Origin of the sequence: Bacillus sp. ISL-41, assembly GCF_018613235.1 — a bacterium.
GTDB lineage: Bacteria > Bacillota > Bacilli > Bacillales > Cytobacillaceae > Mesobacillus.
Genome location: NZ_JAGGQP010000007.1, coordinates 83,105 through 99,734, shown reverse-complemented (window position 1 = coordinate 99,734; position 16,630 = coordinate 83,105). Strand labels below are relative to the sequence as shown.

14 protein-coding genes are annotated in these 16,630 nt (G+C 45.2%); 3 read left to right on the top strand and 11 right to left on the bottom strand.

Going from position 1 to position 16,630, the window contains the following annotated elements; translation table 11 throughout:
- Window positions 1-224: 224 nt before the first annotated feature.
- Entirely contained in the window at window positions 225-2,915 is a 2,691-nt protein-coding gene (locus J7I80_RS03075; RefSeq protein WP_214735944.1) for a calcium-translocating P-type ATPase, SERCA-type, read from the bottom strand.
- 139 nt (window positions 2,916-3,054) lie between these two features.
- Here J7I80_RS03075 and J7I80_RS03070 point away from each other — a divergent pair, with 139 nt between their 5' ends.
- From J7I80_RS03070 to J7I80_RS03060, 3 genes are all read left to right on the top strand, one after another.
- Window positions 3,055-3,192: a hypothetical protein gene (locus J7I80_RS03070; RefSeq protein WP_214735943.1), complete on the top strand. Its 138-nt coding sequence runs from the start codon at window positions 3,055-3,057 to the stop codon at window positions 3,190-3,192.
- Window positions 3,193-3,311: 119 nt separating this feature from the next.
- Window positions 3,312-5,021: an Rqc2 family fibronectin-binding protein gene (locus J7I80_RS03065; RefSeq protein ID WP_214735942.1), complete on the top strand. Its 1,710-nt coding sequence runs from the start codon at window positions 3,312-3,314 to the stop codon at window positions 5,019-5,021.
- Between the two features lie 112 nt (window positions 5,022-5,133).
- Entirely contained in the window at window positions 5,134-5,271 is a 138-nt protein-coding gene (locus tag J7I80_RS03060; RefSeq protein WP_214735941.1) for a hypothetical protein, read from the top strand.
- 355 nt (window positions 5,272-5,626) lie between these two features.
- Here J7I80_RS03060 and J7I80_RS03055 read toward each other — a convergent pair whose 3' ends face one another.
- The 10 genes from J7I80_RS03055 to J7I80_RS03010 all read right to left on the bottom strand — a co-directional run bounded on the left by J7I80_RS03055 (window position 5,627) and on the right by J7I80_RS03010 (window position 16,590).
- The gene (locus tag J7I80_RS03055; RefSeq protein WP_214735940.1) at window positions 5,627-6,280 is read right to left on the bottom strand and encodes a VTT domain-containing protein; all 654 of its coding nucleotides are present in this window, start codon (window positions 6,278-6,280) and stop codon (window positions 5,627-5,629) included.
- 191 nt (window positions 6,281-6,471) lie between these two features.
- Window positions 6,472-6,972, bottom strand: coding sequence for a hypothetical protein (locus tag J7I80_RS03050; protein ID WP_214735939.1), 501 nt, complete (start codon window positions 6,970-6,972; stop codon window positions 6,472-6,474).
- Between the two features lie 112 nt (window positions 6,973-7,084).
- Window positions 7,085-7,720, bottom strand: coding sequence for an orotate phosphoribosyltransferase (gene pyrE, locus J7I80_RS03045; protein ID WP_214735938.1), 636 nt, complete (start codon window positions 7,718-7,720; stop codon window positions 7,085-7,087).
- Window positions 7,717-8,433 (bottom strand): orotidine-5'-phosphate decarboxylase, encoded by a 717-nt coding sequence (pyrF, locus tag J7I80_RS03040; RefSeq protein ID WP_214735937.1) that lies wholly within the window; start codon window positions 8,431-8,433, stop codon window positions 7,717-7,719. Before pyrF ends, pyrE begins: the two co-directional genes overlap by 4 nt.
- A complete protein-coding gene (locus tag J7I80_RS03035; RefSeq protein WP_214735936.1) occupies window positions 8,405-9,346 on the bottom strand; it encodes a dihydroorotate dehydrogenase in 942 nt (313 codons plus the stop codon). The genes pyrF and J7I80_RS03035 overlap by 29 nt, the downstream gene beginning before the upstream one ends.
- Window positions 9,343-10,110, bottom strand: a complete 768-nt coding sequence (locus J7I80_RS03030; protein WP_214735935.1) for a dihydroorotate dehydrogenase electron transfer subunit — start codon at window positions 10,108-10,110, stop codon at window positions 9,343-9,345. The genes J7I80_RS03035 and J7I80_RS03030 overlap by 4 nt, the downstream gene beginning before the upstream one ends.
- Window positions 10,107-13,319, bottom strand: a complete 3,213-nt coding sequence (gene carB / locus J7I80_RS03025) for a carbamoyl-phosphate synthase large subunit (RefSeq protein WP_214735934.1) — start codon at window positions 13,317-13,319, stop codon at window positions 10,107-10,109. The genes J7I80_RS03030 and carB overlap by 4 nt, the downstream gene beginning before the upstream one ends.
- Window positions 13,306-14,403, bottom strand: coding sequence for a carbamoyl phosphate synthase small subunit (locus J7I80_RS03020; protein ID WP_214735933.1), 1,098 nt, complete (start codon window positions 14,401-14,403; stop codon window positions 13,306-13,308). The genes carB and J7I80_RS03020 overlap by 14 nt, the downstream gene beginning before the upstream one ends.
- On the bottom strand, window positions 14,400-15,683 hold the full coding sequence (locus J7I80_RS03015) for a dihydroorotase (RefSeq protein WP_214735932.1): 1,284 nt from the start codon (window positions 15,681-15,683) through the stop codon (window positions 14,400-14,402). The genes J7I80_RS03020 and J7I80_RS03015 overlap by 4 nt, the downstream gene beginning before the upstream one ends.
- A complete protein-coding gene (locus tag J7I80_RS03010; protein ID WP_214735931.1) occupies window positions 15,646-16,590 on the bottom strand; it encodes an aspartate carbamoyltransferase catalytic subunit in 945 nt (314 codons plus the stop codon). The genes J7I80_RS03015 and J7I80_RS03010 overlap by 38 nt, the downstream gene beginning before the upstream one ends.
- Window positions 16,591-16,630 lie beyond the last annotated feature (40 nt).

Sequence of the window (16,630 nt, the reverse complement as noted above, 5' to 3'; positions counted from 1 at the left end):
CATCCATTCTTTCTAAAAAGTCGAGTTTCCTGTAGACCCGTGGAACAGGCTTATTCATTTATGTAATATCTAAATTTATGTTTTTCCAACTCCGCTCCTTCCCTCGAAAGGAACTTCCGAGCTTAGGATTTCATAAAACTTTCAGCTGTAGATGCAGCAAAGATTACGAAAGAGCATTAGTAAAAAAAAGAAAGGCAATAGAGCCTTCTCTATTACCTAACGGATTATATCATATTTCTCTTTGTTTTTCTTGCAAAAAATGTTCCTGCAAGCAAAAATGTCGGAATTGCCGATAAACCAAGGATCAATAACCAATCCATCGCCATTATTGGAACAGTGTGGAATATTGGCTGCAGCACTGGCGAATAGATCACCACAAGGACCATGACCAACGAAGAAATAACGGCCCAAACTAAATATTTGTTCTCAAAAGGGTTGCGGGCGAAGATTGATTTTTCGCTCCTGCAGTCGAATACGTGAATCAACTGTGCCATCACGAGTGTAGTAAACGCAATCGTCTGTGCATATACCAAGTCGTCTGGATTTCTATTATAGACAATCATGAAGGCAAACAGAGTCATCAATCCAATCAGGAAACCTCTTGACACGACTTTCCAGCCTAACCCCCGGGCAAATACCCCTTCCTTAGGATGGCGCGGGTCCCTTTTCATTACATTTTCCTCAGGCTGGTCAAGCCCTAATGCCATCGCAGGGAGGCCATCTGTCACTAGATTCACCCAAAGGATCTGGATCGGCACGAGCGGGAGAGGCAAGCCAAGGATCATCGCGAACAGCATGACCAAAATCTCCCCAACATTGGAAGCCAGGAGGTACCTGATGAACTTTCTGATATTTTCATAGATGTTTCGACCTTCCTTAATGGCTGCTTTTATTGTGGCGAAGTTATCATCCAGGAGTACGAGGGAAGATGCTTCTTTTGCTACATCTGTACCTGTTATCCCCATAGCCACTCCTATATCTGCAGCTTTAATGGCTGGTGCATCATTTACGCCGTCACCAGTCATCGCAACAATATGCCCTCTGTTTTGCAAAGCCTTTACAATTTTAAGCTTGTGTTCTGGGGAAACTCTCGCAAAAACCGATACATCGTCGACGATATCCTCTAGCTCTGAAACAGACAACTCGGATAATGCCTTGCCATCCAGGACTTTGCTTCCTTTGGTTAATATCCCTAACTGACTAGCGATCGCCTTCGCGGTAATAACATGGTCACCAGTAATCATCACCGTTTTAATACCTGCGTCGCGGCATTCTTTTACAGCTGTTTTCACCTCAGGTCGCGGCGGGTCGATCATACCCTGCAATCCGATGAAAACCAGGTCTTTTTCGGCTTCATTTTCATGAAGGACGACAGTGTTTTGCGGAATCGGTTTGAAAGCAATGGCAATCGTTCTTAATGCGTTGCCAGCCAGCTCGTCAATCGCCCCCTGGACTTTAGCAGTCAAATCTTTTGTCAGGCGCTGCTGCCTTTCTTCCCAGAGAATTGAATCACTTAATCCAATCAGGACATCAGGTGCACCTTTAACAACAGCAAATTTTCGGCCAGTTTTGTCCTTCACGATCATACTCATCATTTTCCGCTTGGAATCGAAAGGGAACTCGTTAACAACTTCAAACTGGTCCAGCAGGCTTTCTCTCCTGTAACCCGCTTTCATTGCGGCTACCAGCAGAGCACCCTCAGTAGGGTCACCATCAATAGTGTATTCGCCATCTTTATCAATCATATCAGCGTGATTGCAAAGCATCCCAAATGTCAGCAGCTGCTGCAATGACTTTTCACTATGCGGATCCACGCTTTTGTCTTTATAAAAGAATAATCCTGTTGGTGAGTATCCCACACCATCCACAGTCCAGGTTTTATTGCCGCTCCACAGATGGGTAACGGTCATTTTGTTTTGAGTCATCGTTCCCGTTTTATCAGAACAAATGACAGATGCGCAGCCCAGCGTCTCCACTGCAGGAAGCTTTCTGACGATCGCATTCTTTCTGATCATTCTCTGGACACCCAGTGACAGCGCAACAGTAACAATTGCCGGCAGACCTTCAGGGATGGCGGCAACTGCCAAACTGACCCCTGCGAGGAACATTGTATACAGGTCATGCCCCTGGAGCACACCGATTCCTACTACCAATAAGGTTAAGAAAAGAGCGGCCGTAATCAGGATTTTCCCTAATTGTTCAAGCCTGCGCTGAAGCGGGGTTTCCTGTGCTTCAGCCGTCTGGAGCAAGTCAGCAATCTGGCCCATCGCAGTTTTCATGCCTGTAGCAACGACAACACCGGTTCCAGTTCCCCTTGTGACCATCGTGCCCATGAACGCCATATTTTCCATATCACCCAGTCCCGGATTAGGAATCCTCAGCGGACTTGTATTTTTTTGTACGGGAACAGACTCTCCCGTCAATGCTGATTCTTCAATTTCCAGACTTCTGGATTCAATCAGACGTATATCCGCTCCAATCCTGTCCCCACTTGTGAACTTAAGGATATCTCCAGGTACGACTTCCTTTGACGGAATCTTGGTCCACTCGCCATCACGCAAAGCATGGACTTGCGGAGCGGAAAGCTCTTTCAAGGCATCAAGTGATTTTTCCGCCTTTCTTTCCTGGAAAAACCCTAAAATACCATTTACAAGAACAATGGCTATGATGGCGATTGCATCGACCATTTCTCCGAGAAGTCCTGATATCAACGTAGCTGCAAGGAGCACCAATACCATGAAATCCTTAAACTGGCTGAAGAATAATAACAGGGCCGATTGTTTCTCCCCCTCGGCCAATGCGTTATATCCATGCTGATCACGTCTGCGTTTTACTTCCTTTTCTTCCAATCCTTCTGTAAAATCTGTTCTTAAGGCACTAGCTATTTCATTTTCATTCATCTCATGGAACTTCATGGGGCCATCACACTTCCTCCTTGTTTGTCCTACTCTAAAGAAAGCTTATTCAGCCCTGTCCAAAAAAATGATAAGATGTTTGTAGAATAGAAAAGCGGAGGCGACTGCCCGACTCCGACAAGCGTTAGAGGGCCGACCATTGAAGTCGTTCTTTGACTTCATGGGCGGACCGAAATCGAAAAGTATAGCCGACTGTCCAGAAACGAAGAAACTGGAGACTCCGACAAAGAAGCGCTTTTTGCTTCTGCCGGCGGAGTTGAAATTTTGGAGATTCTAGGAGGCGACACTAGACAAGCGTCTCGAGGAGTTAGGAGCCGCAGTTGGACAATATAAAAGCGGAAGCGCCTTGGTCAGCTCCGACAAGGCTTCAGATAAATAGAAAAGGATGTATTTCACATGTCATTTGACGGATTGTTTACAAGAGCCATCACAAACGAATTTTCCACCCTTCTTAAAGGGGGACGAATCAATAAAATCCACCAGCCTTATAAAAATGAAATAATCCTGGCTGTGAGGGCAAACGGGATTAACCATAAGCTCCTTTTGTCTGCTCACCCGAGCTACGCCAGAGTCCAAATCACAAATGAGCAATACGATAATCCTAATGAACCGCCTATGTTCTGTATGCTGCTTCGCAAACACCTTGAAGGGGCGATTATAGAAGATATCCAACAGGCCGGCCTTGACCGGATGATTATTTTTGAAATAAAAGGGAGAAATGAAATCGGCGATATATCCTACAAACAATTGATCGTCGAAATCATGGGACGCCACAGCAATATTATCATCGTCGATAAACAAAGAAACATGATTCTCGATAGCATCAAGCATGTTTCATTTGCCGTTAATACACACAGGGCCATCATGCCCGGGCAAGAGTACGTCATGCCTCCCCAGCAGGAAAAAATGAACCCGTTTGAGGCACAGGAAGAGGATGTCTTAAGGCTTATTGATTTTAACGGAGGCAAACTCGATAAGCAGCTAGTTTCAAATTTTGCAGGAGTGTCACCAGTATTGGCAAGAGAAATCGTCTTTAAAGCAGGACTTGCCAACCGCACGACCATTCCAAAGGCATTTATATCAATGATGGATCAGCTTAGACAACATCATTATAAACCTTCGATCACAAATGGAACCAATAAGGAGGCTTTTTACCTCATTCCCCTGGAGCATTTGAAGGGAGAGGCGAAATCCTTCGATTCCCTGAGCAGCCTGCTCGACCGTTTTTATTTTGGCAAGGCCGAACGGGACAGGGTCAAGCAGCAGGGCAATGATCTCGAAAGACTGATTGCAAATGAAAAAGAAAAAAATGATAAGAAAATAAAAAAACTGGAAACGACTCTTGAAGATGCAAAAAAAGCTGAGCAGTATCAATTATTCGGAGAGCTGCTGACCGCAAACATCTTTATGGCTGAAAAAGGCATGAAGGAAATTACAGTAGTGAATTATTATGACGAAGACGGCTCTTCCATTACGATTCCACTGGAGCCTAGGAAAACACCTTCGGAAAACGCCCAGAGATATTTCACCAAATATCAAAAGGCCAAGAAATCCGTCAATATTGTAAAAGAACAAATTGAAATAGCAAAAGCAGAGGTATCTTATTTCGATGCTCTCCTTCAGCAGGTAGAGGCCGCATCGCCAAAAGACATCGAAGAAATCAGGGAAGAATTGATTGAGGGTGGATATATTCGGGCTCGGCAGAAAAAAGGTAATAAAAATAAGCAAAACTTGAAGCCGCAGCTTGAAAAATACCGTTCTTCCGATGAAACAGAAATATTGGTTGGAAAAAATAATAAGCAAAATGATTACTTAACCAATAAGGTGGCAGCCCGGGATGAAATATGGCTTCATACAAAAGATATCCCGGGTTCACATGTGGTTATCCGCAGCAAAGAGCCAGCAGAAGAAACCATTCTCGAGGCAGCCCAGATTGCGGCCTACTTCAGCAAAGCAAGGAATTCCAGCTCTGTCCCTGTCGACTTTACCAAGGTGCGACATGTGAAGAAGCCAGCTGGTGCAAAACCAGGGTTCGTGATTTACGAACAGCAGCAGACCGTATACGTGACACCGGATGAAGATATGATTCTGAAATTGAAACAGTAAACTGAACTAAAAGCGCAAGCGCCTCATTCAGCCCCGACAAGCGCTGCCCAACTAAACTGCCACGTCCTGTGGCTGGCGGGTTTGCACTTCCTGTGCCTTAGAGGGCCGACCGGTGAAGTCGTTCTTTGACTTCATTGGGCGGACCGAAATCGAAAAGTATAGCCGATGTCCAGAAACGAAGAAACTGGAGACTCCGACAAAGAAGCGTTTTTTGCTTCTGCCGGCGGAGTTGAAGTTTCGGAGTTTCTAGGAGGCGACACTAGAAAATTCGAAAAGCGGAGGCGACTGCCCAACTCCGACAAGCATTGGAGGGCCTGACAGTGAAGTCGCTCTTTGACTTCATTGGCAGGACCGAAACGTCTCGAGGAGTTAGGAGCCGCAGCTAGACATGCGACTCGAGCTGCTCAAAGCTACCGCTTCTCGCAAGATACTCGAAGAAGCACTCCCTGGGATGAAAACTGGCTAGGCGCTGGAGCTGGATTAAAAAAACTACATGTAGTTATCCACAACTAAATTATTTTATAATTTTCTTAGAAACAACAAACCCGCCTGGTATCAATTTCACCGGCGGGTTTTGCATTAGCTGATCATCGCACAAATTTCCATCAGCCTATCAGGCTACTGCCTCTTTCCTTTTTGTATTGTTTTACAAAACCAATAATTGCAGGAATAAAAGCAGTAGAAGATACCATCAACAATGTGAGAAATAAGTTATTCTCTACCCAGGCAATATTACCGAGTAAAAATCCTGCTGTCAGCCAGAAGGCTGTCCACATCAATCCACCAATAAGGTTGTAGCTTAAGAATGATTTAAACTCATATCCTGTGTATCCTGACACAAATGGTACAGAGGTTCTCATGAGCGGGACAAACCGTGAAGAGGTAATGGCTACCCTTCCATAATCAGACAAAAAAACCTTCGCCTTGCCAATCGATTTATCTGATGTTAAACGGTATAGAAAATGGTTTTCGGAGTTTAACTTCCCGAGCTGTTTCCCGATGAAGAAATTCTGGCTGTCACCCAAAACAGTTGCAGCAGCAAATAGCATTAACAAGGTTTTAAAATCCAAATCTCCGGCAGCCGCCAGAGTACCGCTCGCGAAGACCATTGAATCCCCTGGCAAAAAGGTCAGGATAACAAAAGCCGTTTTAAAATAAACAATCAAAAACAGTAGTATATAAATGGCTGCCCCATATTCATCAATATAGTAGTGGAGACTGCTATCAATATTTTTCAGCAACTGTATGACCTGTTCCATGAGTCTTATCCTCCTACTATATAAAATACAAATAAGCTAGCATAATTGCAGTAAAGCTTATAATTATATTGAAACATACTTATTGAGTTGTATGCTAACAGGTTTACCCTTAAAAGTTGTTAAACTTTATTTCTTCTATTTACCCTGATAGAAAAAGTGTACTCTTCTACAGGATACACTTCCGTTCATAACTATTCTTTAGCTTTGGCAACATTTCCGCTTAGGGCTTTTTCCCAATCTTCCTCTTGATCTGTATTTATGAAGTATTGTAAATTCCCAAGCCCCCACTTTCTGTCCTGAAACCCAAACCACAGTGATACATCTTCAAGATACTTTTTCTTGCCATTGATCATCATCACCAAATCAACTTTTCCTGTCGGGTATGTATCATCCAGCTCCATGTACAGATTTTTGTAGTCAACTAGATAAGTGCCGTTCTCTTTTAAAGACTGAACCCGCTTACTCCAAATTTCCTTTGCCTCTCCATAGGGGATGGTTGGAGATAAATCGGATGCTACGTCATAAAAGTGAATCCCATCAAACGCTGCTTCGTAATTTTGTTCTTTCAAATTTTCCAAAACATGTTTAGCAGCCTTTTTGGATTGAAGCATATCAGCTAAACCCGGAACCACAAATGCACTTAAAAGACTTAAACCAGCCACGATTGCTATAATCCCGATTATTTTCTTCACATTAGCACCTCTTTATTATCAGAAAATTCCGCCTTTTAATCTTATCACATCTCGCCAATTATTTAACCATATTTTACTAAAATACAAAAAGCAGCCAATAGGCTGCTTTTAATCATATATTTTTGGCGGTTCCCCATTCTGATGGATTTTTGCGCCATTCTGCAAGGCTATCAAGACTTTCTTTCGTGATGAGTCCTTTTTCCTCAGCCAGGTTAGCAAGAGTCGTGAAGTCAGTCAGTGAGTGTGCGAAGATATTTGCTGAATCCAGCTTCTGCTTCCCTTTTTCTAGTTCATATGTAAAAATCGAAACAACTCCGAGCACTTCGCTGCCTGCTTCCCGCAACGCCTCGACCGCCTCAATGACGCTGCCACCAGTGGATATTAGATCTTCGACAACAACGACCTTTTGGCCCTCGGTCACCTTTCCTTCGATTTGATTCCCTTTTCCATGTCCCTTTGCTTTCGAGCGGACATAACTCATTGGCAAATCAAGCAGTTCGCTGACCCAGGCGGCATGTGGTATTCCGGCAGTAGCCGTTCCCGCGATCATCTCAGCTTCTGGAAAATGTCCAACAATCAAGCTCTTCAACCCTTCAGCCACTCTTCTGCGGATGGGAGGGAAGGACAGAGTGAGTCGGTTATCGCAGTAGATCGGTGACTTCAGTCCGGATGACCATGTAAATGGATTGTCTGGCTGCAAGCTGACAGCTTCAATTTCAAGCAATGCTTCTGCTATTTCTCTTTTCATTGATATACACCCTTCCATTCATTATTAATTGCCAGATAGCTTTCCATGGGATTAGCGGCTCGTGTAATTGGCCTTCCGACGACGATTGCGGAAACACCTTGTTTCCTCGCAAATTCAGGAGTAGCCGCGCGTTTCTGGTCCTGAAGCGCACTTTCAGCTGGGCGAATACCTGGTGTGACGGTTAAGAATTTCTCACCCAATTGGCCATGAATGAAACTGGCTTCATGAGGGGAACAGACCACACCATCAAGCCCTGACTTTTGAGCCAGTGCCGCATAATTTAGTACGGACTCATGTAACGATACCCCAATCAGCTGTTCAGAATTGACCTGGATTTCAGATGTACTTGTCAATTGTGTGACGGCAATGCAATCAGGACGCTTGAGACCCGCCGGTGTGCCTGCATCAAGCCCTTCGATCGCTGCTGCCATCATCACCGAACCTCCAGCAGCATGGACATTGACAAGGTCACAACCTAAACCAGCGAGCATCTTCATCGCACTTTTTACTGTATTAGGGATGTCATGGAGTTTCAGGTCAAGAAAGATTTTATGATTCCGCTTCTTTAACTCCTCAATAATTAACGGCCCTTCGGCATAAAAAAGCTCCATTCCAACTTTTACAAAAAGCTGTTCATTCTCAAATGGTTCAAGGAACTCAAGCACCTTTCCCTTGTTAGGGAAATCAAGGGCGATAATAAGCGAGTCTTTCATTCTTCTTCCAGCTCCTTCCCGTTATTTCAGAAATATGGTCTGCCCCGATCTTAGCCAGCCATTCCGGCAATTCTTCAATGATTTTTGGGCATACAAAAGGGTCCACGAAATTTTGAGTTCCTACCGCAGCCGCACTTGCACCGGCAAGGAAAAACTCGATTACGTCCTCAGCCGATTGGATTCCCCCCATTCCGATTATCGGAATAGATACTTGCTGGCTGACTTCATAGATCATTCTGATGGCTACCGGCTTCACAGAAGGGCCGGACAAGCCGCCGGTTTTATTGGCAAGGATCGGCTGCCCTGTCATAAGGTCGATTCTCATGCCAAGCAAAGTGTTGATCATTGTGATCCCATCCGCGCCTCCATCCTCAACTGCCCTGGCAACCTTTACAATGTCAGATACATTAGGAGAAAGCTTTACATATACAGGCACTTCAGAAACATCTTTTACCTTTCGTGTCAGCGCCTTAGCCATTTCCGGATCTGTGCCGAATGCGATGCCGCCTGTTTTTACATTTGGACATGATATATTCAGTTCTAGGGCATGAACATTTGGAGCCTTTGACATTTGTTCTGCTACTTTTACATAATCATCCTCCGTTGAACCAGCGATGTTCGCAATGATCGGCACATCAAACTGATCAAGCCATGGAAGTTCTTCATTAAATACTTTCTCTAAGCCGGGGTTCTGCAGGCCAATGGCATTGAGCATGCCGCCTGGTGTCTCGGCAACCCTTGGTGTTGGGTTTCCGAAGCGCAGTTCTGGGGTCGTAGCTTTTATCATGATTGCCCCCAGCTGACTCAAATCGTACAGCTGGCTGAACTCCCTGCCAAAGCCGAAGCAGCCTGAGGCAGGCATAACTGGATTTTTCAGATCGAGTCCTGGCAGCTGAATAGATAGCGAACTCATATGACAACCTCCCCTGCTTGAAATACTGGTCCATCGCTGCAGACCTTTTTATACGTGAAACCTTGTGGATCATCCTTCGTATGGCAAACACATGCAAAGCAAGCACCGATTCCGCAGCCCATCCGTTCTTCAAGTGAAAGGTAGGTTTTAGCTGCGAAATTCCCAGTTTCAACGGCTCTCAACATCGGTGTCGGACCGCATGCAAAAATAATATCCGGGTCCAAACCGGTAAGTATATCAGTAACGAAACCTTTTCGGCCATATGTGCCATCAACAGTTGTAACATACACTTCACCAAAGTTTGACAGCTCTTTTTCGTAAAAAACCGCACTGGCTGTTTGGAATCCGATGATGCTTATGACACTAACTCCATTTCGGGCAAGCTGCTTAGCCAGTTCATACATAGGCGGGACCCCAACTCCACCGCCAACAAGAATTGCCGTTTGCCCCGGTTTGGCTTCTCCTGCCGGAAAGCCATTACCGAGTGGTCCCAGGACATCGACTGACATCCCTGGTTTTTTTTCGGCTAGCAGGGAGGTTCCCCTTCCCTGCCTCCTGTAGATAATCGTGAATGTGCCATCATTGATTGAAGCGATGCTGATTGGCCTACGCAAAAGCGGGTCAAAACCTTCCCCAACTTTCACATGCACGAATTGGCCAGGCTGGGACATAGCCGCAGAAAGTTCACCGCTTAAGACCAGTTCAAAAATATTGTCAGCAATCTGCCTGTTGCTCACTACTTTGCAGTTTTCCTGCCTGATCATGAAAAGACACCTTCTTTGGCTTGCTCCATCGGCTTTAGAGCATCTGCTGAAAATGTCATTGATTCAATGACTCGTAAGATCGCTTTTGCTGTATCAAGGGAAGTCAGACATGGCACACCATTCTCTACGGATTCACGGCGGATCCTGAATCCATCACGTTCTGGCTGCTTGCCTTTTGTCAGCGTATTGATGACCATCTGTGCTTCTCCCTTACGGATCACATCGATCAGGTTCGGTCCATCAGCGCCGATTTTTCCGACAGTCTTCACCTTAATGCCTTTATTCTCCAGATAGTTCGCTGTCCCCTCTGTCGCCATCAATTGATAGCCTATGTTCGAAAATCTCTTTGCAAGTGCCAATGTTTCTTCTTTATCCTTATCTGCTACAGTAAGGAGGACTGTACCAAACTCCTTAATTTTCATGCCGGCAGCAATCATGCCTTTATACAAAGCTTTTTCCAGTGTTGTATCCTTGCCCATAACTTCGCCGGTAGACTTCATTTCCGGTCCGAGTGTGATGTCAACCCGACGCAATTTTTCAAACGAGAACACTGGTACCTTCACAAAAACTCCATCTTGTTCAGGTACAAGACCGGTTTCGTACCCCTGAGCTTGCAAGCTCTGGCCAAGGATCACCTTAGTTGCGATTCTCGCCATTGGAACATTCGTGATTTTGCTCAGGAATGGTACTGTACGGCTGGAGCGAGGGTTCACTTCGAGCACATAGACTTCTTCATCAGCAATGACATATTGAATATTCAGCAGACCGACTATGTTCAATCCTCTAGCAAGATCAATCGTATAGTTTACTAGCTTTTGTTTTACTTCCTCACTGAGGCTTTGAGGCGGATAGACACCGATTGAATCCCCAGAATGGACGCCTGCTCTTTCAATATGCTCCATGATGCCCGGAATCAGTACATTTTCACCATCGGAAATCGCATCAACCTCCACTTCTTTTCCAGTCAGGTAACGGTCGATCAGCACAGGATAATCCGGATTGACCTTTACCGCATTTTTCATATAATGCAGAAGTTCTTCTTCCTTATAGACAATCTCCATTGCCCTTCCGCCGAGTACATAGGATGGACGCACAAGAACTGGGTAGCCGATTTCTGATGCAATCAACGCTGCTTCTTTTACTGATTTCGCTGTACTTCCTTTAGGCAATGGAATTCGAAGGTCGGTTAGTGCATGTTCAAACTTGTCACGGTCCTCAGCACGATCCAGATCCTCCAGGCTTGTTCCAAGAATCTTCACTCCCCTGTCGACCAGCTTCGATGCCAGGTTGATTGCTGTTTGACCGCCAAATTGGACGACTGCTCCAATTGGTTTTTCGAGATTGATAATGTTCATGACATCCTCAATCGTCAAAGGTTCAAAGTACAATTTATCCGAGATGCTAAAATCAGTAGAGACCGTTTCAGGATTGTTATTGACGATAATGGCCTCGTAGCCCGCTTCTTTGATGGCTTTCACGGAATGGACGGTAGCGTAATCAAATTCAATTCCCTGACCAATCCTGATGGGCCCGGACCCCAGTACAATGACGCTTTCCCTTCCTGTCACCACTGATTCATTTTCTTCCTCATATGTGCTATAGAAATATGGAGTCTCTGATTCGAACTCAGCGGCACAAGTATCGACCATTTTAAATACAGGGGTCAGGCCGTTCTCAATCCGCCACTGGTATACTGCCTGTTCTTCCACTTTCCAGAGTCCAGCAATTACCTTATCTGAAAAGCCTTTGCGCTTTGCAGATCTGGCTGTTTCCAGGTCAAACTTCTTTTCAGCAAGCTCTTGCTCAAAAGCTATTAATCTCTCTAATTTATGAAGGAAGAATAAATCGACCTTGCTCCAGCTGTGAAGAGTTTCGATTGAAATGCCTCTTCTGATAGCCTCTGCAATGTAAAATAATCTCTCGTCACCAGCCTTGCGAATTCTCTTCTCAAGCAATTCATCGTTAATTTCGCTTTGATTATTCAAAGAAAGGTGGATCACATCAGCTTCAAGCGAACGAATCGCCTTAAGCAGAGACTCTTCGAAAGTCCGGCCGATTGCCATAACTTCACCAGTTGCTTTCATTTGCGTTCCAAGTGTCCGGTTCGCTGATTCGAATTTATCGAATGGCCACCGTGGAATTTTTGTTACAACATAATCCAGTGCAGGTTCAAAGCAGGCATATGTTTTTCCCGTAACCGGATTCAGCATTTCATCGAGTGTCAAACCAACAGCGATTTTCGCTGCAAGCTTGGCAATTGGATAGCCCGTCGCTTTTGATGCCAGGGCAGAAGATCGGCTTACCCTCGGATTCACTTCGATTACATAGTAGTTAAAGCTGTCAGGGTCAAGTGCAAGCTGGACATTGCAGCCGCCTTCGATCTTCAATGCCCTGATGATTTTTAGGCTGGCATTCCTCAGCAACTGGTATTCGCGGTCACTCAAAGTCTGGCTTGGCGCCACGACGATGGAATCGCCCGTATGGACTCCAACCGGGTCGAAGTTTTCCATATTACAGACAACAATGGCATTATCATTGCTGTCACGCATTACTTCATATTCAATTTCCTTGAAACCGGCAATGCTCTTTTCAAGCAAACATTGTCCTACAGGGCTATTTTTGATGCCGCTCGACACAATCTCAATCAATTCTTTTTCATTGCTGCAAATTCCGCCACCAGTGCCTCCCATTGTAAAAGCAGGCCGTACAATCACTGGATATCCGACTCTCTCCACAAAGGTATAAGCCTCTTCAAGATTGTGAATGATGTCGCTGTCGGGGACCGGCTGTCCGAGCTCGTTCATCAAGTTTCTGAATAACTCCCTGTCCTCCGCCTGGTTGATCGCTTCTAGCTTTGTTCCGAGGATCTTCACGTCACATTCATCCAAAACACCTGATTTAGCCAGCTCAACAGCGAGGTTAAGTCCTGTCTGCCCCCCAAGTGTCGGGAGGAGTGCATCCGGACGCTCCTTGCGGATGATCCTTGCCACAAACTCAAGAGTAAGCGGCTCTATGTATACGACGTCCGCAATTTCCGTGTCAGTCATGATGGTTGCTGGATTCGAATTGACGAGGATGACCTTATATCCTTCTTCACGCAGTGCGATACATGCCTGTGTGCCTGCATAATCGAATTCTGCTGCCTGGCCGATGATGATCGGGCCTGACCCAATGACTAATATACTGTTAACATCTTTACGCTTTGGCATTTGTGACAGCCTCCTTTTTTTCTGCTTCTACTAGCTCGATGAATTGGTTGAATAATCCGTTCGCATCCTCCGGTCCTGGTGACGCTTCCGGGTGATATTGTACAGTGAAAGCTGCGGCATATTTATGGGCAAGACCCTCAACTGTTCCATCATTTAATGCTATATGTGTAACCTCAAGCTCTGTCCCTGTGACAGATTCTTCAGTAACTGTATATCCATGGTTTTGTGAGGTCAGCGCTACTTTCCCCGTCCTTAAATCCTTCACAGGATGGTTGGAGCCGCGGTGACCGAATTTCATTTTTTCCGTATTTGCACCACAGGCGAGTGCGAACAACTGGTGGCCAAGACAAATCCCGAACAGCGGTACCTTGCCTAACAGACCTTTAATCATTTCGATTGCCTCCGGAACATCCTTTGGATCACCAGGTCCATTTGAAAGCATGATGCCATCCGGACTCAAGCTAAGAATTTCTTCGGCAGTTGTATTGTAAGGAACTACAATCACATCACAGTTACGGTCATTCAGTTCCCGCAGGATACCATGCTTCAATCCGAAGTCAACCAGCACGACTCTATGGCCTCGGCCTGGGCTTGGATAAGGTGTTTTCGTAGAAACTTGCATTACCTGGTCATTCGGCAGTCTTCTGTCTTTTAATGCTGCAATAACTTCATCCGGATTTTCTTCCATCCCGCAGATGGATCCTTTTAATGTTCCATGCTGGCGAATGATTTTTGTCAGCTTCCTGGTGTCGATTCCAGCAATGCCCGGAATGTTTTTCATTTTAAGATAAGCGTCCAAAGACATTTCTGAACGCCAGTTGGATGGAAATTCAGCATTTTCCTTCACGACAAGACCCTGGACAGCAGGGTTGATTGATTCAAAATCATCCCGATTGATTCCATAATTACCGATTAGCGGGTATGTCAGTGTCACAATTTGGCCGCAGTATGATGGATCTGACAGGATTTCCTGATAGCCGGTCATACCTGTATTGAAAACAACCTCACCTGCAGTTGCTGCCTCACTTCCAAATCCATTACCCACAAAAATAGTTCCATCCTCTAAAATCAGTTGTTTTTTCATGCGGTCACAACTCCCTTTTCCCAGACTATTTTTCCTTCAGCAATCGTCAGTACTGGCCATCCCTTGCACTTCCAGCCTGCGAATGGTGTATTCTTGCCTTTTGATAAAAATTCTTCTGGATTGATTTCTTTTTCCAGGTCCAGATCTATTAGAACGATATCAGCTGGTGCACCGGCTTTTAGTTCTCCATAAGACAATCCGAATGTTTTTGCGGGTTTGACCGTTAAAAAGTCCACCAGCTTCTTTAAGGTCATGACGTCTTTTTTAACGAGGTGTGTGTACAAAAGCGGGAAAGCTGTCTCAAGGCCGACAATCCCAAATGGCGCCAGCTGGATTCCCTCTGCTTTTTCCTCACTTGTATGCGGTGCATGGTCAGTGGCGATAAAATCGATCGTCCCGTCCAGCAGTCCTGCGATCAATGCCTCGTGGTCCGCCTTGCTTCTTAGCGGTGGATTCATTTTATAGTTGGCATCATTTCCGGTTATATCATCTTCATTCAAAAGCAAATGGTGCGGCGTTACCTCTGCTGTGACCTTTATGCCATATCGCTTCGCGTCCCGGACTGCTCTGACTGATTCTTTCGTGCTGATGTGGCAAACATGGTAATGGCATCCTGCCTCTTCCGCGAGCAGAATGTCTCTTGCTATATGTACAGATTCACATACTGACGGGATTCCGTTGATTCCCAGATCAGCGGCTTTCCTGCCCTCATGGAGAGAACCTTTATTGATCAAAGTATTATCTTCGCAATGTGCGACTATTGCCATATCAAGCTTTGCAGCTCTTTTCATAGCTTCAAGCATCATTCCTGCTGACTGGACACCAACGCCATCATCCGTTAATGCGAATGCACCGGCTTCTTTTAAACCCTCGAAATCGGTCAGTTCCTGGCCAAGCTCGCGCACAGTAATGGACGCATATGGCAAGACTCTTACGGAAGCTGTTTCCTGGATTCTCTTCTGAAGCCAATCCATCTGCTCTTTTGAATCGGGCACCGGCCTAGTGTTCGGCATTGCAGCAACAGTGGTAAATCCACCCTTTGCAGCAGCCAGTGTACCGGTAGCAATCGTTTCTTTTTTCTCCCCTCCCGGTTCGCGCAGATGCACATGCAGGTCTACAAATCCTGGTGCAACTAGCTTTCCTTTAGCATCAATAATTTGCTCAGCATCCGTAGAGATTTCAGATCCGATTGCAGCAATTTTTCCGTCCTCTATCAAAATATCTGTTTTCTTAAATCCTGTTTCAGTAAGCAATCTGCCATTTTTGATCAACATTGTCATTTTTCATTCCCCCATTCCTATTTTCAAGTGCTCTCTTTAACACTGCCATTCTGATGTATACGCCATTTTCCATTTGCTTAAAAATCCGTGACTTTGGACTTTCAACCAATTCATCTGCGATTTCGATACCTCGATTGACCGGTGCAGGATGGAGGATGATGCTCCCTTTTTTCATAAGCCTTTCTCTTTCAATCGTTAAACCATAGTTTCGGTGGTACTCATTCTTATCAAATAGAAGTTTGCCATCATGCCGTTCATGCTGGACACGAAGGAGCATCACCACATCTGCCGACTTAATGGCCTCGTCTACTGGCATATAGCAGCAGTCTTCAGAAAGGTTGTTTTGATCCACCCACTCTTCAGGACCCGAAAAAATCACTTTTGCTCCAAGTCTGACCAGTGCGTCTGCATTTGATCTCGCTACACGGCTATGGAGGATATCACCGATGATTGTAACTGTAAGCCCTGTAAAACTGCCGAACTCTTGCTGGATTGTCATCAGGTCAAGCAGGGATTGTGTTGGGTGGTGCCCTTTTCCATCGCCGGCATTGATGATCGGAATCCTAATGCCTTTTTCAAGTTCTGAAAAAAAATTATCTGCACTATGCCTGATAACGAGTGCGTCGGTGCCAATTGCTTCAAGAGTTTTAACGGTGTCATACAAAGTTTCACCTTTCAGTACACTGGATGTCTGGACCTCAAACGGAATCACCTCGAGCCCAAGCTTGCGTTCAGCCATTTCAAAGCTGGACTTTGTCCTTGTGCTTGGCTCGTAGAATAAATTGCTAATGAACAGTTTTTCTTTTGGCTGCCATGTTTTCCCGCTGGCAAATTCACCCGCAGACAGAATAATTTCCTGTATTTCTTGTTCACTAAGCTGTGATGTTGTCAGTAAATCCCATTTCACGACTGATCCCCCCTTTTATTTTGCAAGAAAAAAAGCACCC

Coding starts and splice junctions, on each gene's coding strand:
- pyrE (WP_214735938.1), bottom strand. CDS start 7,720: ATGAAAAGAGAAATAGCAGAAGCATTGCTTGAAATTGAAGCTGTCAGC.
- J7I80_RS03075 (WP_214735944.1), bottom strand. CDS start 2,915: ATGAAGTTCCATGAGATGAATGAAAATGAAATAGCTAGTGCCTTAAGA.
- J7I80_RS03055 (WP_214735940.1), bottom strand. CDS start 6,280: ATGGAACAGGTCATACAGTTGCTGAAAAATATTGATAGCAGTCTCCAC.
- J7I80_RS03065 (WP_214735942.1), top strand. CDS start 3,312: ATGTCATTTGACGGATTGTTTACAAGAGCCATCACAAACGAATTTTCC.
- pyrF (WP_214735937.1), bottom strand. CDS start 8,433: ATGAAAGACTCGCTTATTATCGCCCTTGATTTCCCTAACAAGGGAAAG.
- J7I80_RS03030 (WP_214735935.1), bottom strand. CDS start 10,110: ATGATCAGGCAGGAAAACTGCAAAGTAGTGAGCAACAGGCAGATTGCT.
- J7I80_RS03035 (WP_214735936.1), bottom strand. CDS start 9,346: ATGAGTTCGCTATCTATTCAGCTGCCAGGACTCGATCTGAAAAATCCA.
- J7I80_RS03020 (WP_214735933.1), bottom strand. CDS start 14,403: ATGAAAAAACAACTGATTTTAGAGGATGGAACTATTTTTGTGGGTAAT.
- carB (WP_214735934.1), bottom strand. CDS start 13,319: ATGCCAAAGCGTAAAGATGTTAACAGTATATTAGTCATTGGGTCAGGC.
- J7I80_RS03015 (WP_214735932.1), bottom strand. CDS start 15,683: ATGACAATGTTGATCAAAAATGGCAGATTGCTTACTGAAACAGGATTT.